At 58.6% G+C, this 26,641-nt stretch carries 21 protein-coding genes; 4 read left to right on the top strand and 17 right to left on the bottom strand.

All coding sequences use genetic code 11. The features are described from left to right. Positions 1 to 203: 203 nt before the first annotated feature. The gene (locus GZ093_RS03060) at positions 204 to 938 is read left to right on the top strand and encodes a TerC family protein (RefSeq protein WP_296482027.1); all 735 of its coding nucleotides are present in this window, start codon (positions 204 to 206) and stop codon (positions 936 to 938) included. A 226-nt stretch (positions 939 to 1,164) separates the two neighbouring features. Here GZ093_RS03060 and GZ093_RS03055 read toward each other — a convergent pair whose 3' ends face one another. Continuing rightward, positions 1,165 to 2,319 carry a hypothetical protein gene (locus GZ093_RS03055; RefSeq protein WP_296481895.1) on the bottom strand — a complete coding sequence of 385 codons (1,155 nt, stop codon included), beginning with the start codon at positions 2,317 to 2,319 and terminating at the stop codon, positions 1,165 to 1,167. A 722-nt stretch (positions 2,320 to 3,041) separates the two neighbouring features. Between GZ093_RS03055 and GZ093_RS03050 the strand changes: the two genes are divergently transcribed. Then, a complete protein-coding gene (locus tag GZ093_RS03050) occupies positions 3,042 to 3,284 on the top strand; it encodes a hypothetical protein (protein ID WP_296481892.1) in 243 nt (80 codons plus the stop codon). Positions 3,285 to 3,337: 53 nt separating this feature from the next. On the opposite strand, the gene GZ093_RS03045 is transcribed toward GZ093_RS03050, so the two are convergent. The 12 genes from GZ093_RS03045 to GZ093_RS02990 form a co-directional block, all read right to left on the bottom strand. Next, complete coding sequence (locus tag GZ093_RS03045) at positions 3,338 to 3,511, bottom strand: hypothetical protein (RefSeq protein ID WP_296481889.1); 174 nt, start codon at positions 3,509 to 3,511, stop codon at positions 3,338 to 3,340. A gap of 71 nt (positions 3,512 to 3,582) precedes the next feature. Continuing rightward, positions 3,583 to 4,413: an amidohydrolase family protein gene (locus tag GZ093_RS03040; RefSeq protein WP_296481885.1), complete on the bottom strand. Its 831-nt coding sequence runs from the start codon at positions 4,411 to 4,413 to the stop codon at positions 3,583 to 3,585. Positions 4,414 to 4,489: 76 nt separating this feature from the next. Further along, positions 4,490 to 4,972 (bottom strand): acyl-CoA thioesterase, encoded by a 483-nt coding sequence (locus GZ093_RS03035; protein ID WP_296481882.1) that lies wholly within the window; start codon positions 4,970 to 4,972, stop codon positions 4,490 to 4,492. A 353-nt stretch (positions 4,973 to 5,325) separates the two neighbouring features. Next, positions 5,326 to 6,333 (bottom strand): TRAP transporter substrate-binding protein, encoded by a 1,008-nt coding sequence (locus tag GZ093_RS03030; protein ID WP_296481880.1) that lies wholly within the window; start codon positions 6,331 to 6,333, stop codon positions 5,326 to 5,328. Between the two features lie 43 nt (positions 6,334 to 6,376). After that, positions 6,377 to 7,312, bottom strand: coding sequence for a hydroxymethylglutaryl-CoA lyase (locus GZ093_RS03025; protein ID WP_296481877.1), 936 nt, complete (start codon positions 7,310 to 7,312; stop codon positions 6,377 to 6,379). 108 nt (positions 7,313 to 7,420) lie between these two features. Next, positions 7,421 to 9,007 (bottom strand): methyl-accepting chemotaxis protein, encoded by a 1,587-nt coding sequence (locus GZ093_RS03020; RefSeq protein ID WP_296481874.1) that lies wholly within the window; start codon positions 9,005 to 9,007, stop codon positions 7,421 to 7,423. Between the two features lie 36 nt (positions 9,008 to 9,043). Further along, positions 9,044 to 9,874: a shikimate dehydrogenase gene (locus GZ093_RS03015; RefSeq protein ID WP_296482023.1), complete on the bottom strand. Its 831-nt coding sequence runs from the start codon at positions 9,872 to 9,874 to the stop codon at positions 9,044 to 9,046. A 167-nt stretch (positions 9,875 to 10,041) separates the two neighbouring features. Next, on the bottom strand, positions 10,042 to 11,049 hold the full coding sequence (locus tag GZ093_RS03010) for a TRAP transporter substrate-binding protein (RefSeq protein WP_296481871.1): 1,008 nt from the start codon (positions 11,047 to 11,049) through the stop codon (positions 10,042 to 10,044). 85 nt (positions 11,050 to 11,134) lie between these two features. Further along, positions 11,135 to 12,415: a TRAP transporter large permease subunit gene (locus GZ093_RS03005; protein ID WP_296481868.1), complete on the bottom strand. Its 1,281-nt coding sequence runs from the start codon at positions 12,413 to 12,415 to the stop codon at positions 11,135 to 11,137. 13 nt (positions 12,416 to 12,428) lie between these two features. After that, entirely contained in the window at positions 12,429 to 13,004 is a 576-nt protein-coding gene (locus GZ093_RS03000; RefSeq protein ID WP_296481865.1) for a TRAP transporter small permease, read from the bottom strand. Between the two features lie 117 nt (positions 13,005 to 13,121). Next, positions 13,122 to 13,829 carry a TetR/AcrR family transcriptional regulator gene (locus tag GZ093_RS02995; RefSeq protein ID WP_296481862.1) on the bottom strand — a complete coding sequence of 236 codons (708 nt, stop codon included), beginning with the start codon at positions 13,827 to 13,829 and terminating at the stop codon, positions 13,122 to 13,124. Between the two features lie 79 nt (positions 13,830 to 13,908). Further along, complete coding sequence (locus GZ093_RS02990; protein WP_296481859.1) at positions 13,909 to 14,940, bottom strand: isocitrate/isopropylmalate family dehydrogenase; 1,032 nt, start codon at positions 14,938 to 14,940, stop codon at positions 13,909 to 13,911. A 101-nt stretch (positions 14,941 to 15,041) separates the two neighbouring features. On the opposite strand from GZ093_RS02990, the gene GZ093_RS02985 reads away from it, so the two are divergent. Further along, the gene (locus tag GZ093_RS02985; RefSeq protein WP_296481854.1) at positions 15,042 to 15,434 is read left to right on the top strand and encodes a glutathione S-transferase N-terminal domain-containing protein; all 393 of its coding nucleotides are present in this window, start codon (positions 15,042 to 15,044) and stop codon (positions 15,432 to 15,434) included. Positions 15,435 to 16,437: 1,003 nt separating this feature from the next. Then, entirely contained in the window at positions 16,438 to 17,187 is a 750-nt protein-coding gene (locus GZ093_RS02980; protein ID WP_296481852.1) for a response regulator transcription factor, read from the top strand. 28 nt (positions 17,188 to 17,215) lie between these two features. On the opposite strand, the gene GZ093_RS02975 is transcribed toward GZ093_RS02980, so the two are convergent. From GZ093_RS02975 to GZ093_RS02960, 4 genes are all read right to left on the bottom strand, one after another. Beyond that, on the bottom strand, positions 17,216 to 18,568 hold the full coding sequence (locus tag GZ093_RS02975) for an HlyD family type I secretion periplasmic adaptor subunit (RefSeq protein ID WP_296481849.1): 1,353 nt from the start codon (positions 18,566 to 18,568) through the stop codon (positions 17,216 to 17,218). A 14-nt stretch (positions 18,569 to 18,582) separates the two neighbouring features. Further along, positions 18,583 to 20,373 carry a type I secretion system permease/ATPase gene (locus GZ093_RS02970; protein WP_296481845.1) on the bottom strand — a complete coding sequence of 597 codons (1,791 nt, stop codon included), beginning with the start codon at positions 20,371 to 20,373 and terminating at the stop codon, positions 18,583 to 18,585. A 108-nt stretch (positions 20,374 to 20,481) separates the two neighbouring features. Beyond that, positions 20,482 to 22,626, bottom strand: coding sequence for a M10 family metallopeptidase C-terminal domain-containing protein (locus GZ093_RS02965; RefSeq protein ID WP_296481843.1), 2,145 nt, complete (start codon positions 22,624 to 22,626; stop codon positions 20,482 to 20,484). Between the two features lie 53 nt (positions 22,627 to 22,679). Next, complete coding sequence (locus GZ093_RS02960) at positions 22,680 to 26,507, bottom strand: peroxidase family protein (RefSeq protein ID WP_296481838.1); 3,828 nt, start codon at positions 26,505 to 26,507, stop codon at positions 22,680 to 22,682. Positions 26,508 to 26,641 lie beyond the last annotated feature (134 nt).

Below are 26,641 nucleotides of genomic sequence, written 5' to 3'. Positions count from 1 at the left end.
GGATGAGATCAAGTCGTCGGAATTCTTTGTGGGACAGCGCATGGTGGTGTTCACGCCCGCATGACAGGAGTTGCCATCTTGGACTCTTTGCGCTCGAATAGGCCTTGGCTTTGCTGTGGCTTCATCCGCTTTTCAGGCGCACAGACGTTGACGATTTAGGCAAGCCGGTAGACTCGCTTCCTTTTACCTGCGCTGAGGCCACGATGGACTTACTCACCGACCCAAATGTCTGGATCGCTTTCTTTATGCTTGCGGCCCTTGAGATCGTTCTGGGCATCGACAACATCATTTTTATCAGCATCCTGGTCGGACGCTTGCCAGCCGAAAAGCGCGATGTGGCGCGTCGTCTCGGACTGGGATTCGCGATGGTCTCACGCATCGCGCTTCTGTTTAGCCTCGCTTGGGTCATGACGCTCACCAGTCCTCTTTTTTCGGTGGTCGGACAAGAAATCAGTGGCCGGGACCTGATCCTGCTGTTCGGTGGATTGTTCTTGCTGTACAAAGCCTCGCACGAGATATTCCTGGAGGTGGAAGCGCACCCGTCCAAGGAGGCCAGCGCGGGGGCCGATGCAGTCAAAACCGGCTCCACCCTATTCTGGGGAACGATTGTGCAAATCGGGGTCGTGGACATCGTCTTTTCGCTGGACTCGGTAATCACGGCGGTTGGCATGGTGGACAACATCGGCGTGATGGTGGCCGCCGTGATTGCATCGGTCGCCGTGATGATGTTTGCGGCCAAGCCCATCGGTGAATTCGTGGATCGCCATCCGTCAATCAAAGTGCTGGCGTTAGCGTTCTTGACGATGGTGGGAACCCTGCTAATCGCTGAAGCGTTTGACGTGCATGTGCCGAAAGCCTACGTCTACACTGCGATGCTATTTTCGCTGGGGGTTGAGGCGCTCAACATCAGGGCGCGAAGCAAGCGACTGGCAGCCTGAAGACGCCGGACGGCTGATTCACAAAGATTGCGGTGAGCGACGCGTTTGGACGTCACCCGCCATCGTAATTGCGAGTCAACATCCAGGCGGCATGGGATCATTATTCCTGAACCGGTGCCAGTCTTCGGGAGGGTCAGCACAGCCTAGGTCCAAGCGGGCGTTAAACAGCCTGCGTTCAGTCCATCGGACTTGTCGGGCCTGATCTGCTTTTTTCGATGCGCTTGACCTACAGCACCCGCATGAATGCCACCAGATCCTTCTTCTCCTGTTCATTCAGCTTCAGTTCCAACACGAGATTGAAGAACTCCACCGTGTCATCCAGTGTCAGCAGGCGGTCATCGTGCAGATACGGCGGCGAGTCTTTGATGCCTCGCAACGGGAAGGTCTTGATCGGGCCGTCGGCCGACGCCTTGCGACCGTTGATCGTGACCTCCTTGAAGAAGCGTTCCACCTTCAAGTTGTGCATGAGGTTGTCGGTGTAGTACGGCGCGGTGTGGCAGCTCGCGCACTGGCCTTTCCCGAAGAAGATTCCCTGACCGCGCATCTCGCTCTCGCTGGCCTTGGCGGAATTGAGCTTGCCGAAGACGTTGAGTTTGGGCGCGGGCGGGAAGTCCAGCAGTGCCTGAAACTCAGCCATGAAATGCACCTGGCTGCCGCGTTCGAGGACGTTGGTGCCTTTACGCGCCGCGTCGGCTGGGATGCCGTCGAAGTAGGCGGCCCGCTGCTCGAACTCGGTGAAGTCCTCAACGGTCTTCATCGCCCGTTGCGAACCGAACAGGCGCTGAACATTCAGGCCCCGCAGGGTTGGCGTGTCGATCCGATGCCGATGCTCGTTGGGCCGAATGTCGCCGACCGTATGGGTGGCGGCGTTGGTATGGCCGTTGGCGTGACAGTCGAAGCAGGCTACACCCTGAGAGGCCTTCAAGCTGCGGCGGTCTTCGATGGCGTTGAACTGTTGCTGGGGAAACGGGGTAACCAGCAAGCGCAATCCTTCGAGCTGCTTGGGATTGAGGATGTCCTTGAACACGTCGTTGAAGTTGCTGAGCGTCACCAGTTTCCCTTGGGAAACGTCGCCCAGATCCGGCCGCGTCGTCAGATAGATCGGTGCCGGGAACTCGGGCAAGAGGTGATCCGGCAAGTCGAAGTCGAGATCGAAACGGGTTAGATCACGATCGGTCTGCTTTTTCGTTTCCTCAATGAGGAATTTCGGGAAGATCATGCCGCCCGCTTCGTGGTGAGGATGTGGTAACGGCAGAAAGCCGGCCGGCCAGAGCTGCTTTTCCTTGACTTCCTCCGGCGACAAGGCCGCGAGTTTCTCCCAGGTCATGCCACTGGGCAACTTGACGCGCACGCCATCTTGAACCGGCTTGCCGCGCGACATGGCCGTTCCCTTGGCCGGCCGGTCTGAGAGGTCATAGCGCTCTGCGAGCAAGGCCTGTTGGCGCTGTGCGAACTTCGGTTTCTCCGCTTGAAGGCGTTTTGTCAGCGTGGTGAAGTCCTCGATGGCGGGGGGTTACGCAACACTCAGGATCGGGAGAACGATGGCGATACTAGCGGCAAAAAGTACTTTCTTGTTCATGTTCCATACTCCTATTGGTTAGGGGCGGGCCAGCTTTTTCAGCACGGCCGCCTCAGGTGCACCCACGCAGGAAAAATAACAGCAACAGGATTGGGACCGGGATTCCCACGAGCCAAAGCAAAATCCACCCAATCTTCCCTTCTTCTTTGTTACGCATAGTGATCTTCCTTTGTTCAAGACTTGCAATTTTTCGTGACTTTGTGCCTTGCTTTATGCCAAGGTTCGAACCGACTTTTCCCGTTCCCACTGGCGTGTCATCGCCGCCGCAATAAATGCATCTATGTCGCCGACATCCACGACGCCTGCGCCCCGTGCGACATTCGCTGCTTTCAACAGCGCCTGGCCGCCCTTGTGAGCGGCGATGCCCCTTCCTCATGGCGGCACGTTACGCAAGCCCAGACAGGTTGTCTGTGCGCTTGCGAACAAACGAGTGCGTTCGGCACCGCACAGACGCTTGTGGGGGCGCCTGGGTACGCTTGAATCCTCCCGCCTTTCACGGGCCAAATCCAGGAGAACCACCATGAATGAATACGGTCATCACGTGTCGGGCTTCTTTGCCAACCGTCGGTGGCATAAAAGGCGCGGATGACAGCATTAAGACGGCTGCAGCCATCAAAGAAGGCTGGCTGTCAGGCTGGGTGCGTGATGCCATTGCCAGCGAACAGACCGTGCGGGTGGTGCGAGCCCAAACGGAACAAGAAGCAGCGATCGCCCGTGAGGTGATCCAGGCTTCGTTGGGCGACTACAAGGAAACTGCCCCCGCCTGAGCAGGGCTCAGTTGTGACTATATGAAAAAACTTTAACCGGATGAAAGAAAACCTCATGAACATTGAAATGCCATCACCATCGCCATCGCCAGAACGGTTGCCACCCATGCCCACGCCGCCATCGCCCATGCCACCACCTTCGGAGGCACCGTTTCCATCGCCGCCGCCTTCACCGTTGCCCATGCCACTGCCGATGAAGGTCTAGGTGGGGTGATGATGGTCGTCAAGAGACATGCCCAGTCGCAACTCCAATGACTCTTTGCGCTGCGCAACAGCCACCCCCCATTCACGACGTTGGCTACTTCCCAAACCCAAACAACCGTTGCGGTGTGTCCCAGCCGATGGCTTGACGGTCGGCCGCTTGCGGCACCAGTTGTTCAAACAGCGCCAGCAATGGGCCGTAATCAATCCGCTCAGGTGCCCGCAGAAACGGCCAGTCTGTGGCCCACACCAGCCGCTGCGGGGTATAGGCCTGCAGCAGCGCCTGCACATACGGCCACGCATCCGGGTAAGGGTAGGGCTGGGTTGAAGATTTCACCAGACTGGACAGCTTGACGCAGGCCCGGCCCGTGTCTGCCAGCGCCAGCAGCGCCGCAAAACCCGCCTGCCCGACGCCCGCCACCGGGTCAGGGCGGCCACAGTGGTCAAACAGCAACTTCGCGCCGCTGCCCACCAACATCGGCTGCAAATCCAGCAACTGGTTGCCTTGCACTTGCACCTGCGCCCACAGGGCCAGATCACGCAGGCGCTCCAACAGGGGCGCGGTGTTGCGGTAAAAATCCACGCCCAGCAACGCCACGTTCATGGCCACGCCCACCACGCCCTGGGCTTGCAGGTCTTGCAGTTCCCCTCGGCTGGCGTCGTTGCGCACCACGGCCACGCCCTTGAAGCGGCCCGCACTGTGTTTGATGGCGTCCAGGAGACAGCGGTTGTCCAGCCCGTAGCCTGAATTGGGGCCTACCAATAGCGCATGGCTTACGCCGTGGGCATCCATCACCTGGGTCAGTTGGACCGCAGTGCCGGTCTCGCCACCCGCCGGGGTGTACCAAGTGTCAGGCGCATAGGGGAAACGGGCCGGATCAAAAATGTGCACATGGCAGTCGATCATGGGTGTGCGGTGGGTCGTCATGTCATATAAAAACAATAGCGGTATGCGCTTATTCCATGCGGGCTAGAGGCCTAAATGGCTATATAAACCGCTGGGATTACGGTCTGGTTCGGGTGGCTGCAAAACGCTGCTCCATCTCGCGGCGCATCTGTTTGCGCAGTTCAGCGGCAGCGTGGCGGCGAATTTCATCCGGCGTGCGGGGCAGCCAAGGCGTCACCTGCGTGGGTTTTTTGTCGTCGTCCACCGCCACCATGGTGAAGAAGCAGCTGTTCACATGGCGCACCACACGCTTCTGGATGTCCTCGGTAATCACCTTGATGCCGATTTCCATCGACGACGAGCCGGTGTGGTTCACCGACGACAAGAATGTAACCAGCTCGCCCACATGAATGGGCTGACGAAACATGACCTGGTCCACACTGAGCGTGACCGCGTAGCGCCCGGCGTAACGGCTGGCGCAGGCAAAGGCCACCTGGTCCAGCAATTTGAGGATGGTGCCGCCATGCACGTTGCCGGAAAAGTTGGCGGTGTCGGGGGTCATCAGCACCGTCATGGACAGTTGGTGAATCGGCAAATCCATGGGCACGGCTCCTGATGAAAAAAATTCAGTGCCCGGGCCAACCCGCTACAGCCGCAGTGCCAGCGGGATGAAAAACAAGGCCGCCGCACTGCCGATGATGACAATGCTGGCGACATTCTCGGGCTCTTGCTGGTAGCGCTATGCAAAGATGAAGCTCGACACGGCCTGAGCTTAGCGCCGCAAGCAAAGCCAAGCAGCACGATAGGGAAGATCGGGAAGACGATGCCGAGGAGACGCAGGAACATGGGAACTTAGGTCAAATCAGCCTCTAGCCAACGTTCCATAAGCGCTAGTAGCTATGTAATTAATAGCTAACAGGGGTCGATTCGGCGTGTCGATGAACTGGCGGCGGTCTACTGGTGAACACGTTTGAGCTCGTCGTTGTAGAGCTTGACCATCACCGGGTCATAGCTGGCAGCCAGTCGGGCCCTGACGGGTTTGGCGACGTCGCTCATGCGGGCCAATTCAGCTTTGCTGAGTTCGTTGAATTGCATGCCCTTGGACTGCAAATCTGCCACCGCCTTTTGTGCGGCTGCGCGGCTTGCCGTGCGCTGGTAGCCGCGTGCCTCATTGGCCGCCTCGGTCATGATTTTTTGTTCGGTGCTGGAGAGTTTGTCCCAGAACTTCTTGCTCACCAAAACGATGTTGGCCGCGTACACATGGTTGGTCGCGCTGAGGTACTTTTGCACCTCATACATTTTGTTGGACAGGATCACCGCATACGGGTTTTCCTGGCCATCCACTGCATGGCTCTCCAGCGCGCCGTACAGCTCGGCAAACGGCAGCGGCACCGGGTTGGCTTTGAGCGCCGTGAAAGTCTGCACAAATACCGGGTTGGGTATCACGCGCAGTTTCAGGCCGTTCATGTCCTCAGGCCGGGTGATGGGGCGTTTGCTGTTGGTGACGTTGCGAAACCCAAGATCCCAGTAGCCCAGCGCCACCAGGCCTTTGGCGGGCAATTTAGCCAACAAGGCGGCACCAAATGGGCCATCCAGCATGCCGTCAGCCTGTTCGAACGTGCTGACCGCAAACGGAAAATCAACCAGGCCAAATTCACGCACGATGCCCGCCAACGACGTGGTGGAGGGCGCGGACATTTCCTGCACGCCACCTTGCAAGGCCGACTGCTGCTGCATGTCACTGCCCAGTTGCGATGACGGGAACTCCTGCACCTTGAGCTTGCCGCCACTCTTGGCTGCCAGCAGCTCGGCAAAGCGCTTGACACCCAGGCTGGTGGGGTGGTCGGCATTGTTCAGGTGGCCAAATTTGATGACCCGCTCTTGAATGTCCTGCGCCAGTGTCGGCAGTGAGATCAACAAGCCAAGGCTGGTGACAGCCAGCAAACGACGGAATGGATTCATGAGGAATTTCCTTTTAAAAATGGAGTTTGATTTCAACTGTGGATCACAGTGCCTGCGCCCAACCCTTGGGCAAACCCGCCAGCGGGGTCATGCCGTAAACCGGCTCGCCGGGCAGACCCGCCATCAAAGGCGCACGCGCGGCGATGAGTTTTTCAAGGTCGACGCCGGTTGTGATGCCCATGGCCTCGAACATGAAGACCAGGTCTTCGGTGACCACATTGCCCGATGCACCCGGCGCGTAGGGGCAGCCACCCAGGCCACCCAGCGAGCTGTCAAAGGTGCGCACACCCACGTCATAGGCCGCCAGGCAGTTGGCCAGGCCCAGGCCACGGGTGTTGTGCATGTGCGCGGCACCGGTCTTGTCGCCAATGGCGGCGCGTACCTTGTTAAAGAGGCGGCGCACCTGCGCTGGATTGGCCATGCCGGTGGTGTCTGACAGTCCAGCTTCGTCCACGCCGGCCGCCACCACCTGTTCGGCCATCCAGACCACGTCGTCATCGGTGACCGCGCCCTGAATCGTGCAGCCAAAAGCGGTGGACAGTCCGGCTTCGATCTTTACGCCGGAGGCGATCTCGTCGCGCAGGCGCACGATGGCCCGCACTTCTTCCACCATGTCCTTTCGGCTCTTGCGCACATTGGCCAATGAATGCGCTTCACTGGCCGAACAGGGAATGGTGATCTTGTGCACGCCCGACTTGAGTGCGGCCTCGGCACCGCGCAAGTTGGGCACCAGCGCCATGATGGTCACGCCGGGGTGGGTGAGCGCATGGCGCACCACCTCAGCCGCGTCGGCCATTTGTGGCAACAGCTTGGGTGGCACGAACGAGCAGACCTCGATCTCGCGCAGGCCGGCGGCCACCAGCGCATCGATCCACTTGAATTTGTCGTCCGTGGACATGGTGGCTTTGACCGATTGCAGGCCGTCGCGAGGGCCGACTTCGCTGATCAGAACGTCATAAGTTTTAGCAGGTGTGGACATGATTTCCTTTGGTTGGCAATTCAATAGGGCGGTCTGGGGCAGCTCTGTAGGGCCAAATTTATTCGCGCCCTGATTGGCGGCAAGCCCGGCTGAGCAGTCAATAAGTCGTCATGCAGATCCGATCAGCGCAGGCGATCCCCGCGGCGAGTCGTTGGCTCCCAGCTTGAACACCGCCACGACCTGCACCAAGTCCTGTGCCTGGCTTTTCAAGCTGCTGGCCGCGGCGGCCATCTGCTCCACCAGGGCCGCGTTTTGCTGTGTAGCCTGGTCCATTTGCGTCACCGCTTCGCCTACTTGCGACACGCCTGCCGCCTGTTCACTGCTGGCCGCGCTGATCTCGCCCATGATGTCGGTGACACGTTGGATGGAATTGACAACCTCGGTCATGGTGCTGCCGGCTTGGCCCACCAGGGTGGTGCCTTGCTCTACGCGCTCGACGCTGGCGTTGATCAGTGACTTGATTTCCTTGGCGGCCTCGGCGGAGCGTCCAGCCAAGGACCGAACTTCTGATGCAACCACGGCAAAGCCACGGCCTTGTTCGCCCGCGCGCGCAGCTTCTACCGCGGCATTCAGCGCCAGGATGTTGGTCTGAAAGGCGATGCCGTCAATCACACTGATGATGTCGCTGATCTTGCGAGAGGCATCGCTGATGCCTTTCATGGTACCGACCACGTGGGACACCACGTCGCCACCCTGCATCGCAACGGTAGATGCATTCATCGCAAGTTGATTGGCTTGGCGCGCACTGTCGGCGTTCTGTTTGACGGTGGCGCTGAGCTCTTCCATGGAGGCGGCAGTTTGTTCAAGGGCACTGGCTTGACTCTCGGTACGTGCACTTAAATCGCTGTTGCCTTGGGCAATTTCTGCGCTGGCCGTAGCGACACCCTCGGAGCCTTGGCGCACGTTGGTAACAACAGTGGTCAGACTGCCTTGCATGGCGGCCAGGCTACGCATCAGAGTCGCGATCTCGTCGCTGCCAGCCGTGGGTATGTTCTGGCTCAAATCGCCGTGCGCCACAGCGTCTGAAATTTCTACGGCACGTTGCAAGGGGTTGGCAATTCCGCGCGCCAGAATCCAGCCAAACCACGCCGCAAACAACAGGCCCACCACAATGGAGACAATCGATGCGCCACGAATGGTGTGAAAACGAGCAGTCTCGTCATCGAATCCCTGTTTTGCCACGCCGAGTTGAGATTTCATCATGATGTCAGACTGAGCACTCACGGCATCAAACAGCGGGCTTATTTTCGCGCCCATGAGGTCGTGCACTTTCATGAAATCACTGGCACGAAAGGCTTCCACGGCGGGCAGGAATCCTTCCTGCACCAGTTGCTTGTTCCTGTCAGCAAACACATTGGCCATTTGTGCCGCATCGGGCGTCCTTTGGGTGGCCAAATAGGTGCTCCAAAGTTGGGTGACCTGGGCAAGATTTGCGTCAACCTCATTGATGCTTTGTTTGATGAGTTCGGGCGTCTGTTCGATAAATGCATTGGCGATAACCATGCGGTTACGCAGGATCAGGTGGCGGATTTCGGCCATCTGTGAGATGGGTAACGTCGATCCCGTATAGGCTGTCTCTAACGCTTGGTCGCTTTTGGTCATGCCGTACAAGCCAATGCTCCCAATGAGCACCAGCAAGGCCCCCAACACACCAATAAGGATCGCCAGTCGGGTTGAAATTTTCAGGTTGTTCATTTGGTTCCTCGTGGGTCGCTCCTAATGCGACGACGGCTATAGATTCGCCACAGCACGCAACTCTTGCGCGGTGGTGGTGGCATAGCCAAAGAACTCCAGGTAAGCCGGTATCTGCTCAAACAGCATGTCTGAGCCCACCTGGATGCGGCAGCCGCGCGCTTGCGCCGCTTTCAGAAACGCCGTCATCTCGGACTGCATGACCACTTCGCCGACGAAGGTGGACGGGTCAACGCGGCCCATGTCCACCGGAAGTGGGTCGCCGTCGTTCATGCCCATCGGGGTGGCATTGACCAGCAGCTCAAATCCCGCAGGATCTTTGCAGCCAGTACGCACCGTCATTTGCGGGTAATGCTGCATCAGGCGCGCTGCCAGGCCGGTGGCGCAGTCTGCATGCACGTCAAACAAGTCCATCTCCAGCACACCCGCAGCGGCCAGTGAGGCGGCAATGGCGCAGCCGACACCACCGGCGCCGACCAACAGGGCACGCCGGCCTTTGGGATCGAAACCCTTGCGCTTGATGCCACGCACAAAACCCTCGCCATCGAACATGTCGCCCTGCAAGCGGCCATCGGGCCCGCGGCGCACTGCGTTGCAGGAGCCGGCAATGGCAGCGGTGGGAAACACCTCGTCGAGCAAGCCGACGGTGCTCACCTTGTGCGGCATGGTGATCAGCGCGCCCCGGATGTTGGTGAGCTTGAACAAGGACCGCAAGAAATCCGGGTAATCGGCGGCCTGGCAGCCCATCGGCACGACGACGGCGTTGATGCCCGATTTTTCAAACCAGGGGTTGTAAATCAGGGGCGCTTTGAATGCGAACGTGGGAAAGCCAATGTGCGCAATCAATTCGGTGTTGCCATTGATGGTCATCATATATTTAGATAAAAATGGGCTCTAGCCCTTATGGATAGTGCGTAGGCAGCTATGCTTTTTGCAAGGCGCTTGGTTTTGCCTTGGCCTTTGATGCGCCAGCGGGTCGCGGATGCCGCAGCTGACGCGGGTGACCAGCGTCCCAAGGAACGCCGGTCACAGCAGGCTTACTTGCGCATCTTGGCCAATTCGGCCTGGACTTCCTTGACGGTCTCTTCGCCCACGTTGGCGCTGAACTGGGCAATCACCGGCTTCATCTTTTCGCGCAGCTTGGCCACTTCAACCGGTGCGAATTCCGACACGGTCATGCCATTTTTCTTCAGCAGTTCCATGTTGACTGCCACGGCGGCACGCGCTTGCTCGCGCTGGTACTTGGTGGCTTCATCCGCCGAGTCGTCCAGAATCTTGCGCTCGGTCGGGGTCAGAGCGTCCCAGACCTTTTTGCTGAAGATCACCGACTGCGGGTTGTACTGGTGGTTGGTCATCGTCATGTACTTCTGGACTTCCCAGAACTTGCTGGTGGCAATCACGGACACCGGGTTTTCCTGACCGTCAATGGCTTTTTGCTCCAACGCGCTGTACACCTCGGGGAAGGGCAGCGGTGTCGGGTTGGCACCCAGCGCCTTGACCCAGGCCACGTTGATCGGGTTTGGGATCACGCGTAGTTTCAGACCTTCGATATCTTCCACCTTGACCAGCGCACGCTTGCTGTTGGTGATCTCGCGGTAACCCAGTTCCCAGTAAGCCAGACCAATCAGGCCCTTGGCTTCGAGTTTCTGGTGCAGCTTCTTGCCCACCGGGCCGTCCACCAGCGCGTCAGACTCTTTGCTATTGGCGAACAAGAACGGGAAATCGAAAATCGCCAGTTCCTTGGCCACACTGGCCAGAATACCGGTGTTCATCACCGCCATTTCCAGCGTGCCGCCCTGGATGGCCGAAATGTTGGCCTGGTCACTGCCGAGAATGCCGCCGACGAACATCTTGACCCGCATCTTGCCACCGGACTTGGCCGCCACCAGTTCCGAGAACTTTTTCATGCCGGCCACTGAAGGGTGCTCGCCGGCCCCGTTGGTGGCGAACTTGAAGGTGTGCTCTTTGATGTCCTGAGCAGAAGCCATGCCAAAAGCGGCCAGGGCCACGGCGGCCACGATTGATTTAAGTACGAGTCGTTTCATTTGAGTCTCCATCTACAGTGCAGTCGGGACGCCGTTGAAAGGGTTGAAGCGGTGGCGTGCCCAGCACCGCAACAACCCGAGAAAATCATTTATAGAAGAAGTCCAGGGGCGCCAGCACGAGGGCAGGGAAGGCCACAAGCAGGAACAAAACAATCACGTCGGCGATCAGGAACGGCATCACACCGCGCGCCACCTGGTCCATCTTCATCTTGCCGACACCGGCCACAACATTGAGCACGGTGCCCACGGGCGGTGTGACCAGGCCAATGACGCCCACCATCACAAACAGCACGCCAAAGTACACCGGGTCAATGCCTGCGGCCTTGACCACCGGCACCATCACCGGCGCCAGAATCAGGATGGTCGGGGTCAGGTCCATCACCATGCCGACCAGCAGCAACACCAGCATCAAAATGCACAACAAGGTGGTTGGGCTTTGCATGAAGGGCTGCAAGATGCCAATGAGTTGTCCCGGCAGGTCGGCCACGGCAATCAACCAGGCGCTGACTGCTGCAGCTGCCACCATGAACATGATGACCGAGGTGGTTTTGGCCGAAGCGGCAAACACCTCATACAACTGCTTCAGGCTCAGTTCGCGGTACACCACGGTCGCCACAAAAAATGCATAGACAGCGGCCACCACGGCGGCTTCGGTCGGTGTGAACACACCAAACTTCAGACCGACCAGCACAATGAGCGGCAACACCAGCGCCCAGGTGGATTCACGAAAAGCCTTGATCAGGGTGGCACGGGTCGCTTTGGGTGGGGTCACCACGGCCTCGGCGCGTGCCGTCAGCCACCAGGCAATCGCGCAGGCGATGCCCATCATGAGGCCGGGCACGATACCCGCCAGAAACAGCTTGCCGATGGACACGTTGGCGGTCACACCAAAGATCACGAAAGGGATCGACGGTGGAATGATCGGCGCAATGATGCCAGCCGACGCAATCAGGCCGCCCGAGCGGGCCTTCTGGTGGCCGGCGCGCACCATCATGGGCAGCAACAAGGCGGTCAGCGCGGCGGTATCCGCCACGGCAGAGCCCGACAGCGAGGCCATCAGACAGGCCGCGATGATGGTCACATAACCGAGACCGCCACGCACATGGCCGACCAGCGCAATGGCCAGGTCCACAATGCGCCGCGACAAGCCGCCGACGTTCATGATTTCACCGGCCAGCATGAAGAAAGGCACGGCCAGAAGCGGGAAGCTGTTGGCGCCCTCCAACACGTTTTGCGCCAGAATTTGCGCGTCAAAATTACCCAGATGCACCATCAAGGCCACACCGGAAAGCAACAGGGAATAGGCAATCGGAATACCGAGCGCAACCGCCCCGATCAAGGCGGCTAGAAAAATGGCAATGGTCATCGAAAGCTCCGTGTCAGAGGGGGGTAGCCGACTTGCCACCCTGCTGTTCAGCGGCACGTGCATTGAATTCAAATTGCTCCAGCTCGGCGGCGTGCTGCGCTTTTCGGATCTGCACCGGGGTGAGTTCGCCGCGCAGCGTGAACCACAGGTCGCTGAGCAGCATGAGCCCGGTGGAGACAGAAAACACCACGCCGGTGCTGTAGACCCAGGCCATGGAGTATTCGGTCACGGGCGCCACCACGTCCCAATTGATCTTTGTTTGCGCCAGGCTGCCAGAGAAGATCAGCCAGGTCACCCACAGCATCAGCAACTGCCCGACCACCACGGCTACTTTTTGCAGTTTGGGGGGCAGCATTTCCAACACCATGTCACTGCCCATGTGGGCCTGCTCATGCACCGCAATGCTGGCCCCCAGGAAGATCAGCCACAGGAACAACCACCGGGACATCTCTTCTGACACCGCAATGCCGGAGTTGAAGGCGTAGCGCATCACCACGTTGCCAAACACCATGAGCACCATGATCACCAGGCACATGACGATGATCGCAGTGAGCAACTGGCAGTAGCGGCCAATCAATTTTTGAACCATTTTGTCTCCAGAATATTTGGAATGCAGTTAATGTACGAACTAGTTAGTCTTGCTGAATCAGGGTTTACCCTAAGTTCGCCAACTATTTTTGGCAGAATGTGTTAACGCAGGGAAAACTCAGGCCAACATGAAGCGCAGCACCATGTCACCGATGCTGGCGCGCCGTGCTGCAATGGCTTGGGGTGAAGCCGGGTCCCGATTGAAAATCAGACCGAAAGTGTGCTGGTTGGAGACATTGAAAAACGTCAGCGCTGAAATGGACGCATGAATGTCGACCGGGTCGAGGCCCGCACGAAATACCCCGGCCGCGATACCCCGGTTGTACAGGTCGGCAATGGCGGCAATGGCCGGCACATTCAAATCCTGAATACTTTTGCTCTGCGCCAGATAGGCACCGCGCTGTATGTTTTCGGACATTACCAATCGAATGAAATTCTCGTTGCTGTGGTGATGGTCGAAAGTGAAGCCAATCAGTTTTTGCAGCGCTTCGATCGGCGGCAAATCGGACAGATGCAAGCTCGACTCGATGGCGCGCATGCGCCGGTAAACATCTTCCAGCACAGCACGGTACAAGCCCTCTTTGCTGCCAAAGTAGTAGTAAATCATGCGTTTGCTGGTCTGGGTGGCCGCGGCGATCTTGTCGATGCGGGCGCCGTCCAAGCCCTTCTCGCCAAACTCCACCGTGGCCACTTCCAGAATGCCGGCCATGGTGCGATCCGGGTCGTTGGTGCGAGTGGGCACACGCAAGGCCAGTGGCGCTTTGACGGCCTTGACCGGCTTGGATCCCTCAGCCTTTTTGGGCAGCAAATGTACTGATTGGTTCATACCTAAAGTATAGGACGCATTGAGACGGTAACCTGGATGTCTATCAGGCCGAGGCGCCTGTCCGCATCAACGCGGTCGTTCAGTTGTTCGCGATCCGGCTGACCAGCGCCTTGGTGAACGCGGCCGTTCCCGCCGTGCCACCCAGGTCGCCGGTGCGCACCTTGTCGATGTTCAGCGTGTCATCAATAGCTTGGCGAAGCCGCGTGGCCAACTCGGGCAATTTGCAGTGATCGAGCATCATGGCGGCGGCCAGCATCAGGGCAATAGGGTTGGCAATGCCCTTGCCCGCGATGTCCGGGGCCGAGCCATGCACCGCCTCGAAGATCGCCGCATCGACGCCGATGTTGGCACCCGGCGTCATGCCCAGGCCGCCGACCAGACCGGCCACCAGGTCGGACAGGATGTCGCCGAACAGGTTGGTGGTGACCAGCATGTCGAACTGCCAGGGATTGATGACGAGTTTCATGGCGCAAGCATCAATGATGACGGCATCGAGTTCAAAGCGGCCCTTGTACTTGCGCTCGTACAGTTCCAGACCGGTTTCCAGAAAGAGCCCAGTCAGTGCCTTCATGATGTTGGCCTTGTGCACGATCGTGACTTTCTTGCGACCGGTTGCGATGGCATGTTCAAACGCGTATTCCAGCAGGCGGCGGCTGCCGGTTCGGGTATTGATGCCGGTGGCCATGGCCACGGCATGCGGATCACCGTCGATCGGAATGTAGGTTTCGTGACCGATGTACAGACCTTCGAGGTTCTCGCGCACCACCACCAGATCGATCTTGTCGAAACGTCCGCCCGGGATGATGGTCTTCGCTGGGCGCAGGTTGGCGTAGAGCTGGAACTCTTCCCGCAGTCGCACGTTTGACGAGCGGTAGCCGCCGCCCGACGGCGTCTCCAGCGGGCCCTTGAGCGCCAGACGCGTGCGCCGGATGCTGTCAAGCGTGGCGGCTGGCAGCGGGTCGCCCGCGGCCTGAATGCCGCCCAGGCCGGCGATCTGGCGGTCCCAAACAAAGGGGGCCTGCAGCGCATCGAGCGCTGCCAGTGTCGCGTCGACGATTTCGGGGCCGATGCCGTCGCCGGGGATCAAGGTAGCGGGAATGGGGTTTGACATGTGCGGGCCTCTCAAAGAGTTGAATTTCCACAATTATCCGGCGGCGCCGATCAAGCGGTCGAACGCGTACGTTATGCTCAAGCGAACACTCTCTATGGCCTATGAAATTTATTATCAGAACTTTTTTTAAGACCCTGCGGCTGGTGCTTGGCCCCGTGATGCTGCTGCGCGAACGACTGAGCCGTCCGGTTGGACTGGTGCGTCCGCCCGAAGCACAGGCGCTGGTCGATCAGGAGTGTCGCAGTCTGGCTTTGTACCAATTCACGACCTGTCCCTTTTGCATCAAGGTGCGCCAGGAAATGCGGCGTTTGTCTCTGGACATTGAACGACGGGACGCGCAGCATGACGTCAAAAATCGCGAGGAGTTAGGGCGTGCAGGCGGACAGGTCAAGGTGCCCTGCCTGAAAATCACCGATGCGTCCGGCAGCAGCCAGTGGCTGTATGAATCGGGCGCGATCATCAGCTACCTGCAGGGTCGATTTGCCGCGGTTTGACCCTTGCAGTCATTGGCTAGTGCGGGGGCGCGGGTCCAGACGGCCCGTTTGCGTGCCTGCACATCGACTTCCATGCCGAGGTAGGCACCGGGTGCGCCGGTCCATGAGTCGCTGATCGGGGACGCCGGGCGGGCGTGTCGCGCCACGCCCACACGGATCAGGTCTGTCCCGCCCACCAGGTTGTTGGTAGGGTCGAATGGAATCCAGCACGCCCCTGAGTGGCAGACCTGCAGCACGGCGTGGGTCCGGATCGGCGCTGATGGCGCGCTGCGTGCCGCTGTCGAGTCTGGACGTGTACAAGTGGCCCGAGACGAAGCGGGCGGCATAGCCAAGATGGCGAACGCATCGATCATCAGGGTTGCGAAGTCACGGCAGGTGCCGCTTTGCAGCAGCAGTGCAAATCGCGCTCCGTGAACTTGGACAAGAGGTGAACGCTGCTGTGGCTACGGCCGTGTGGAGACACCATTCCGAGTCATTGATGGCTGGTTGGATGTCTGGGGCATCTACTCCCCTTCGATCACGATTCATCGCCGAATTGCGAATAATCAACGGCGCCATTTGCCGCACTCATACCCTGCAAGTTAGTCGCAAGAAGGCACTAGGCTACGCTAGCGTCATATAGGCGGCTTTGAATTCATTCAATGCGAAAAGCAAGAAAAATATTATGCAGACAGATGCAAAAACAATTAAAGACATTGAGGACAGTTTGACGGTCCATATTTGCACGTTCGTCATCAAATATTTCTTCGATCGGACGACATACTTTGAAAGGAAGCCTATGCTTTCCTTCACCGTGAACATGAATGAACAGTACGCTCCAAGGAAAGCGTCAATGTCACATCTTCGGCCCTCTGAGTCGGCACCCGAGAATGCTGATGAAAGGTAAATTTGGGCGCCTTCCTAACGGACCGAAGACGCTAGACGTCGGGGGCAGACGCTGCCGCGGTGAGCCAGGCGGTGGCAAACCGATATTCACTGCATCTCCTGTGTCAGGGATTCGATCATGAGCATTCGAATTCTTCTCGTTGACGACAACATCCTGTTCCGCAAAGGCCTGGCCGCGCTGCTTTCGACGCAGCCTGACTTGTCGGTCGTCGGCGATCTGCGCGGGGGCAAGGAGGCCATTCAGGCGTCGTTGAGTATGGAGCCCGATGTGATCGTGATGGACATCATTCAGGCTGGTGTCAACGGACTCGACACCGTGGCGCAGATCAAGCGGCGCCAGCTGCAGGTCAAGGTGCTGATGCTGACCGCCTTCAGGACCCATGACTACGTGCGCGCCGCACTGCGCGCTGGTGCTGACGGCTATGTGCTCAAAGACGCCACCTTCGAGGAGTTGCTGATGTGCACGCGCTGCGTGGCGACGGGCAAGAAGTACCTCAGCCCGGATGTCTCGGGCAATGTCGTGGAAGGATTGTTGCATCCTGAGCACGCCCATGCGAATCCGTCCGCGCTGGAAAAGCTCACCCAACGGGAGCTCAGCATCCTTCAACTGATCGCCGAAGGGCGCACTAACAGTGGCGCCGCCGAAATCCTCAGTCTGAGTCCGAAAACCGTCGAGAAGCACCGCGCCAGCTTGATGAACAAGCTCGGCTTGCGCAACGCCGTCGAACTGACGATGGTGGCCATTGCCTTGGGCCTGGTCAAACGGCCTACGCCAATGTCGTGTCTCGAGTGTGACTCCGGGTACCTTATGACTTCGCTGTGTAGGGCTGGCGGTATGGCCTCAGGGTACGGTCCCGTTCCTGTCTAACACCGACACGAAGCCGCCTTGCCCTTTGTCACTCCTCCGTCATCGACATTTTCAAGTGATCAACGATAGGTTTCAGTAAATAGTTCATCAACGTACGCTCGCCTGTTTTGACAAACAAATCAACCGGCATGCCCGCACGAATCTTCAAGTTTGTGATTTTCTTCATACCTTCTGGTGTGGCTTTGGCTAAAAGCTTGTAATAGGGTTCACCCGTTTTTTCGTCTACCAAGCGATCCGCCGAGACTTGCGTAACAACGCCTGGGATATGAGGGGTTTTGTTTTGATTGAATGCGGAGAATATCAGTTCGACATCCAGATTGGCGCCCATTTTATCAATCAGTTGCACCGGTAGCCGACCCTCAACTACCAATGGATCATCACTGGGGACAATATCCATTATCTTAAAGCCAGGGGCAATGACGGCGCCATGAGTGAATACATTTAGACCAATGACGGTGCCACTCACCGGCGCCTTTACCAGAACATTATCCAAATTGTAGTCAAGACCAGATAGACGATTGGCCAGTGAATTGGCTTCTTTTTGCACCTCGGATAATTGTGTTCTCACCTCTTTCTGGTATTCCTGCATGACTTGTTGATATTTTGATTTTAATTCTGAAATCTGTCGCTTCCCACGGCCTATGTTGCCGATATCTTCGGATATGGCTGCGTTGACTTGCGCATAAGATTGCTCCACATCCAGCAAGCGATTGCGTGATACAAAGCCATTTTTTGTCAGGTCACGCAAACCATCGAGTTGCTCTTTGAGAAACTGAAGTTGTTGCTGTTTGTTATCCCTGGATTCCTCCATGCCTTTATTTTGCAGCGACAGCCCGGCGATGTTTTCGTTGATGGACGCCAGTTCGCTTTGTTTCGCTGCCGTTCGTGAGTTGAATAACTGCTGTTGCAGACTGATATTACGAGCAACACGAGGGTCATCTTTCACCCCTTGCAACTCGGGAGGAAATTCGATCATTTTCTTCCCCTCACCCTCGGCAAGCAGCCGTGCTTCTGCGGTACGTGCAACAAAATACTGCACGCGTGCCATTTCAGCGTCTGCGCTGGCTTGCACGTTGTTCATGCGCACCAGGGCATCACCCGCCTTGACGACATCCCCTTCTTTAACCAATATCGCTTCAACTGTGCCGCCGGTTGCATGCTGGATTGCCTTTTTATTGGTTTCAACAGTGACCGTGCCGCTGAGAGGCACGCCCTTGTCCAGCGGAGCCAATGACGCCCACGTCAGGAAACCACCGATGCCGCCCACGACAATCCACCAGCCTAAACGGGCATGCCATGTGGCATCGGTGTTGACCTCATCGTCGGTGCTTTTGTCGAAAAGGATTTCGGTCACGGCCACTTGATTGCTTGCGGTACTCATCATGCCTCCCGTTCTTACGCCGCGGCTTCTGCCGCACGCTTCGTAGCTTCATGTGTCACAGCGACGGCTTTTACATGCGCTGGCGCCCCCGGTTTATGGAATTTATGAATATGTTGCTGAGTAACTTTGTCCAGCTCGGCTAACACCTCAGCACTGGGTCCAAACATTTGCGCCAGCCCATCGGTCAAGAGCAATAGCTTATTGGTGACGCCAATCGCACTATTACGGTGAGTGATCATCACAATGGTTTTGCCGCGCTGTTGCAAATCGGCAATGGCCGCCAAGAGCGCTTTTTCACCGACATCATCAAGATTTGAGTTAGGCTCATCCAGCACAATCAAAGAAGGGTCGTCGTACATGGCGCGCGCCAGCCCGATTCGCTGCTTTTGCCCACCCGACAAGCCTGCGCCCCCATCCCCTAAGGGCGTGTTGTAGCCTATGGGCATATGAAGAATCATGTCATGCACGCCAGCCCGTTTGGCAGCCAGCACTACTTTGTCTGCATCGACCTCGCCAAAACGCGCGATGTTCTCGCTAATGGTTCCGCCAAAGAGTTCGATATCCTGAGGCAAATAGCCAATATGGGGGCCCAACTCATCCTTGTTCCACTGGTAAACATCCGCACCGTCCAGGCGCACATGGCCCACGGCTGCCGGCCAGACACCGACCAGTAGCCGTGCCAGCGTGGATTTTCCAGCCCCACTGGGTCCGATAACGCCCAATACATCACCTGGAGCGAGCGTAAAGCTCAGATTCTTGATCGCCGCCTCTGCGGCGCCGGGGGGCACTGCGGTCACCGACTGCAGCTCGACCCTGCCAAGTGGTTTTGGCAAAGCCATGCCCGTTATGCGTGTTGGATTGGTGCTTAATAATTCGACCAGCCGCTGATAGGCACTGCGCGAGCTGCTCCAGCTTTTCCAGACGTTAATCAGTTGTTCAACTGGACTTAATGCGCGGCCCATCAAAATAGAGGCAACGATCATCATTCCCGGTGTAATTGTGCCTTTCAAAGCCAGTAATGCGCCAAAGCCAAGAATAAGAGATTGCATGGAAATGCGGGCAAACTTGGTTACTGCGCCAATGATGCTGGCCTTTTCGCTGGCCTCTGCCTGCAATTGAATGAATCGGCTATGCAGTTTGAACCACCGGCTCATTAAGTTCGGCAGCATGCCCATGGCGTCTATCACCTCGGCATTGCGTAGATTGTTAGTCGCCAGATTACTGGCAGCAACGTGCATGCCGCTGGCTTGTGACAGTGGCTTTTTGGATACCACCTCATTGGCATATGCTAGCGCCACCAACAGGATGGTGCCGATCAGCGCAAAAAGACCCAAATAAGTATTAAATAAAAATATCACCAGTAAATAAACGGGAAACCAGGGTGCATCGAAAAATGCGAAAACGCCATTGCCGGTCAGAAACTGACGAATATTGGCAAGATCCTGCAAGGCTTGCCCCGCATTGCCACCCGTGCGCTTGAGATTTTGCTCAAAGGCCGCGGTATAGATCCGCTTGTTCAATTTCATGTCCAACTGCGCGCCCAGGCGAATCAGGACAAAGCTGCGCACAAATTCCAGCGCGCTGATAAATAGGTAGGCGCCCAACATCATCACGGTGAGCATCCATAAGGTTGTTTCGTTGCGGCTTGAAAGCACACGGTCATACACCTGCAACATATATAAGGAGGGCACCAGCATCAGCAGATTAATAATGGCGCTGAATACACCTACCGTCCGGAATGTTCCCGTGAAACCAAGCAGGATTTGCGCAATTTCATTTTTTGAGTGGTTAATTTTTGAAATCATGATGTTGATCTATGGTCATGGTTGAGTCGGTCAAGCAGGCTTCACGTGCCAGCCTTGTCACCCCCTTGTTGTCCGCAAGTCAGACAACAAGGGGTTATGGCAAGGGTCCTAGAGCACGAAGTCCGTTGCCGCCAACGCATGGTGCCCAACCAGGGCCACCTGGAAATCGGTTCCCAGCGCTGCATTGATGTTGCCCTCAATCACCGTGATTTCACTTGAACCTGAGCCTTCATAGTGGAAAATCAACTGCCCTGCGGCCGTGAACGCCGCCCCATCCACGGCATTGAAGGTGAACGCCTGATCTGTGGCTGCCACCGTGTTGGCGTCGATGCCGGCGAAGTCCAGTATGTCGCTCCCGCTCAGGAAGTCGGTGATGAGATCCCGCATGGCGGCACCGTTGCCAGACTCGGTGTAGACGTTGAATTCAAATACGTCCGCCTCTGATCCGCCAGTGAGGATGTCCGCGCCAGCACCACCGGTGAGGGTGTCCGAACCGGCACCGCCATCCAGGGAGTCTGCCCCGGCAAGGCCACTGAGGATGTCATTGCCAGCGCCACCGACAAGCCGGTTGCCAAGGGCGCTGCCGGTGATGGTGTCGTTGCCTGCGCCGGCGATGAAGTTCTCAATGGTGTTGACCGTATCGCTCAGCGCAGCGGTGGTACCGGTTCCGGTCACCACCGCAGTGGCGGTGCTCAGGTTGACGGTTAGATCAGCCGTGGCAAGCGCGTAATCGACCGTGTCGTTGCCGACACCACCGATGACCACATCGCGGGCGTCGTCACCGAGCAGAACGAAGGTGTCGTCACCGGCATTGCCGGAGAGGCTATTGGCCCCGACGGCGTCGGTCAGGAGGTTGGCGCCGCTGCTGCCCACCACGTTCTCGATACCGACCAGCGTATCGCTGCCAGTTTCCAGGCTGGAGGCGAGGCCGGTTGTCAGATTCACGTCGGCAGCCGCCGCCGTCGCGGACAGGTTGTAGGTGTCGATACCCAAGCCGCCGTTGTAGGCGTCGTTGCCGTCGCCCACCGTGGCCAGCAGCGTGTCGTTGCCCGCACCGCCATCCACCGTGTCGTCACCGACGCCACCGGTCAGCGTGTCATTACCGCCCAGGCCCAGCACGAAATCTCTGCCGGCGCTGGCGACAATCGTGTTCGCGACCGCGTTGCCCATGTACACCGTTTCATCCGAAACAAAGGTCTTGTTGCCGAAAACGTCGGTGTACGCTGAAGCAAGACGCAGGGTGGCGTTGGTCGTGTTCGCCACGGTCGTCGCCAACGTGGCGCCGTTACCTGCTGTACCCGGAATGTTGACCCAGCTGCTGCCGTCGAAGCGCTGCCACTGGTACTTCGAGAAGTTGCTCATGCCGTCCGGATCGGCCAGCGTGTTGGCCGCGCTGAGCGTGGCCACCGTGCCAAGGGGGCTGCTGTAGCCGGTGATGCTCACCGATCCTGTGGCGGCTTCATCGACGTTTTGCACCGTCACGGCGATCGCCTGGAAATCGTGGGCGGCGCCATCGCTGACTTTCACCAGCACGTCATAGACTCTGTTCGCTCCAGCGTCCGTCGGAGCTTCAAAATTCGGCGCCGCGTTCAAGCTCAGCACGCCGGCGGCGTTGATCGTGAACAGGGCCGCATCAGCACCGCCGTCGATCGAATAGGTCAGCGTATCGGCAACATTCGCATCGGTGGCGGTGACCGTGGTCACGGCGCTGGTGTTCTCGGCGACGGTGATCGCTGCAGCGGCCGCGCCCCCGTTGGAAGTGATGACTGGCGTTGCATTCGACGATGCCACGGCGGCCAGGTTGAAGTCTCCATTGGAAAATCTGGCACGCTCAATGCCGACTAGCACGTCGGTGCCGTCACGGCCAGCGACATCGTCAGTGACCTTCCATGCCGAGATCTCGCCTTGATTTGCGGTCGCGACCTGGACCAGAGCGAATGTGTAGTCAGCAGAATTACCGGTGAACACGGCAGTATCCGAACCACTCGCACCGCCCGTGGCGGCGGTACCGCCGTCGCCGGTGATTCCGCCGCCCGACAGCGGCGTCATGGTATTGCCGCCGAGCTCGAGGTTCCTGAACATTTCAGACTTGAGCATCTCCGTGAAATGCTTGTCGAAGCCCGGGCCCACTTGGTCGAGCAGGCCGTTGTGGCCGATAAAGCCGAGCGCACGATGGCTGGCGCCATCGAACTCGCTGGTGTACGAAGTCGCATAAGACCCGATCAGGCTGTCCAGCCGGATGCCGTCACCCACGATCACGTCATTGCCACCGGCACCCGTCAGCGTGTCGCTGCCGCTGCCCCCGATCAGCCAATTGTTGTTCGCGTCCGCCAGCTGTTGCGCGAGCCGATGACGCCTTCGATGCCGACCCAGGCCGGGAACGGCGTGGTGCCGTCGATGGCCTCCAGCGGGTTCTGTTGGGTCGCAAAGTCTGCATTCACACCGACCGGAGCGCTCGCGTAGTCGCTGAAGTCGATCAGGTCGAAGCCAACGCCCTCGCCATCATTGCCACGGTCGCCCGCGCCGTCACCGCCCAGCACCTCGTCCGGCCCGCCGCCCGCGGCGGACGAGGGGATGCCGGGGCGCAGAATGTCGTCGCCGTCCAGGCCGGCCACGATGTCCTGGTTGTCGCCACCGACGATCAGGTCATCGCCACCATCGCCCCACAACAGGTCGCCGTCACTGCCGCCGTCAATGTAGTCGTTGCCGTCGCCGCCATGGGTGAATGCGTCCGTATCACCGCCCCCGAAGATCACGTCGTCACCACTGCCGCCTGAAATCTTGTCAATGCCGACACCCCCGTAGATCACATCGTTGCCGGCGCCACCTATGATCTGGTCCAGGCCTGCCGCCGCCGTGCCGCTGGACTCGCCGAACAGCGTGTCGTCGCCATCGCCACCGTCGATCAGGTCACCGCTGTCGCCGCCGAAAATGGTGTCATTGCCATCCCCACCGTAGAGGCGGTCAATGCCCGCGCCGCCGTAGATGATGTCGTTGTCACCTTCGCCGTAGGCGGTGTCATCGCCGGCCCACATGTAGATGAGGTCCTTGTTGTCTGTGCCCACCAGCACTTCATTGGAGTTGGCGCCGGTGTCCGGGGTGCCATCGAGGTTGGTGCCATTGACATTGGGGTTGCCATTGGCGCCTTCCACGCGGAGGTCACGGATGTACTGCACGCCGCTGACGGTGATCAGTGCGCCATTGCTGTTGGTGCTGGTGCCGTTCGTGCTGTAAACGCCGAGGGTCGGGTTGGCCGCCAGGGTGTCGCCGTACTTGTGTTCGGTCTTCTGGTTGAGCAGTCTGTCGGCAAGCGTTGCGCCAGTTGCCGTTTCTGTGAGGTCAACATACTGGTCGGCGTAGGCAAACGCGCTGCCGTTCAGGTGCTCCAGGCCGGTGTTGCGCTCGATGATGTCCTTGAACTGGGCGTTGGCGATCTCGTCACCCATCTGCATGTTATTCAAGCGATAGAGGTAGTAGAAGCGGTCACCGTCCATCAGACGGTTGATCTGGTCCACAAACACCACGTTGAAGGTCTCACCCAGCAGGCCGCCCATCACATGGACTTCAGCCAGGCCGCCTATCCAGGTGTCGATCTTGTTGAAACCGTTGTCACCCCCGTTGATGAAGTTGATCGCCTCATTGGTGGTGTAACCATAAGCCGCTTCGGTGCCCTCGGCGATCTCGCCGCTCACCAAACCAACAACCGCCAGTGCCCTGCCGATGTCGCCGTCGAACGAGTAGGCGGCGATGAAATTCACCAGGGATTCCGGGTGAACCATGCTGTCGCCGAAGTCGGCCCAACTGGAGTAACGGGTCAGGCCGACCGCTTCACGAAAATCGTTCAGGGTTGGCAAGCCGACGTCACGGCCGCGAGCGATGTTGATGGCAGCCAGGTCCAGCGGTTGGCCGAGCAGGCCCTGGTTCATGGCCGGGGTCAACAGCTCGTCGATCTCGTTCATCTGCTGGTGCGTCATGCCCAATGCGATCGAGGCCGCGCCCTTCTCGGCGAACAAGGCCGGGTTCAGAAAAGCCTGCTCCAGCGCCACGCTCATCACCTTGCCGGTGATGCTGCCGTTGGGGTCCATGTAGTTGATGGTTTCGCGCATCGTCGAGTGGCCGAAGCGGAAGGCACCCTGCGCGTACTCAAGGGAGACCGTGGCATTCTCGCCGCTGTTGTAACCCACAAACTCGGGGATGTCGGGCGTGATGGTGCGCGCATACTGGTCAACCGCAGCGTGCTGGTACTCCATCTCCACGGTCAGCTTGGCGGCGTCGAACAGCTTGCCCTCATCCCAGGAAATGGCACCAGTGGCAGTGAGGTAATTGCCCTGGGCGTCTGTGCCGTTGCCGGTATCGACTTGCCAGTCGTGCGCGACGGAGTGATCATAGATGCCGGCGGCATCTAGTGTCACCTGGCGCGCGTCCTGCGCAATGATCGCCTCCTGGATATTGCGTACCTGGAAGTTGTGCTCCTCGTGGAACACGTGGTGGATGGTGGTTAGGCCGATGTTTTCGTTGACACGGCCATCGCCGGCGATGTAGTGGTCACCGACGGATTCGATCAAGACATCCAGCGCCAGCGCATTCAGCGGGTCGGACCCACTCGAAGCCATCGGCTCAAAGGTGGCAAAGTTGATGATGGCGCCTAAACTGCCAGGGCCGCCCAGCGCATAGGTGCCATCGATAGCGGCATCAATGCCTAGGTCATGAAGCGCAGCTTGCGTTGCTGCACTCAGATGGGTGACATCGAAATGGGGATTCATGTCCAGCAGCAAGGCCTGCCCACTGCCAGTGCCCTGCACGCCCGCTGTAACCAAATCGGAGTCGATGACGTGCCCGCTGGCATCTCGGTTACGCAGGTTGAGTACATCGTCCCAGGTCAGGTCATCGCGACCCGTTGCGGCCAGATGCGCGCGTAGCTCGTTGAGGGTGGGCAGTGTCGCGGTGGTCAATTCACCCCAGGCGTTGGTCCAGGCAGCTGAGGTGGTGCCATCCAGCAGGTGCCCACCAGCGTGATAGGTGACACCGCTGTCGGTCGACACCCATTCACGCAACAGTTGCGTCATCTGCTCGTGGGAGCCATACGTCTGGCTCTGGTCGATGTAGGGTGAGGTGTGGTTCACCCATTGCGCGTTGCCATTGGCATCGAAACCGCTGATGTCGGCGCGTGATACGGTGATTTTGGTGTTTCCGGGGTCACCCGGGAAGTTGGTGTTCGGCGCGCGGTACAGCGGGTCGTCGAGCGCCAACGGAATCGTGATCTTTGACGGCACTAGTCCGCCGCCCTTGCCGACGAAATCCAGCCCGTGGTCAAAGAACTGGCCGAAGTACGCCAGCCAGCTGTTGCCGGGGGCAACGCCTGGGTTAATAGCGCCGAAGAAAAGCTCGCCGTTGGTCGGATCTTGCGGGTCGTGCTGGCCGCCTGCCAGAATGCCCACGTCACTCATGATGGCAGCGCCTTCGATCAGGCCAGCGCCGCCAACCGACACCGTGTCCACCGCTGCAGCGTAGGTCGAATCGGTCGCGTAGCGCGCCGCGTTCCAATGCAGGACCTGGCCGCCATCAACCGTCGCGTCCTGCAGCGGTGTGGCGCCACCGGTGGTGATGGTGCGGCTGATCATGCGCGGTGTGTAGTCAACGATGTTGCCGTCGAGTTGGCTACCACCCGGCAGGGCTTGCGTCTTGGTGTAGTCAGTCGAGCCGGTGGACATCGCCGTCGTCATGGACGCGGTGAAGGTCTTGGCAGCGTAGAAGCCATTGATCTCGCCAGCGGCCAGTGGCTTGACATAGTTGCTGAAGTCCGGCGCCACCGTTTGCAGGAACGGCTGGTCAACGGCACCCCAGAACTTGTTGACCAGCAGCAGGTTGTTGTTTTGGCCAGTCACTTCACGCAGGCCCTCAGCCGCAGTGACGGAGGCGTAGGAGCGGCCAAAGGCCGCGATGGCGTCTACGGCACTCATGCCTGTGGTGTTGTACTGTGTGCCCGTCACGTCAAAGATCGCGCCGGTGCCATCCCAGTTGATCAGGGCGTTGCCAGCCGCATCGAACAAGGGACGGAAGTTGATCTGATCCCGCATGAAGTTCAAATCATCAAGATTGAATCTGAAGGGTTTAAGTTTGTAGTTGGTTGCCATGACACGTCTCCTTGGGTTAAGTCAACACACCGTATGGGCCAGAGCACAAAAACGCTTCAGCCTGTCCCAGGCCACGATGCGGGGTACTTCACCGTGGTCGAAATTCCGCATCTCGTGCTCGACGGGAAAACAAA

It is taken from the genome of Rhodoferax sp. (genome assembly GCF_010365055.1).
In the GTDB taxonomy this organism is placed as follows: domain Bacteria; phylum Pseudomonadota; class Gammaproteobacteria; order Burkholderiales; family Burkholderiaceae_C; genus Rhodoferax.
Note: the sequence above shows the minus strand (reverse complement) of the source record. Positions and strands in the feature narration are given on the sequence as shown.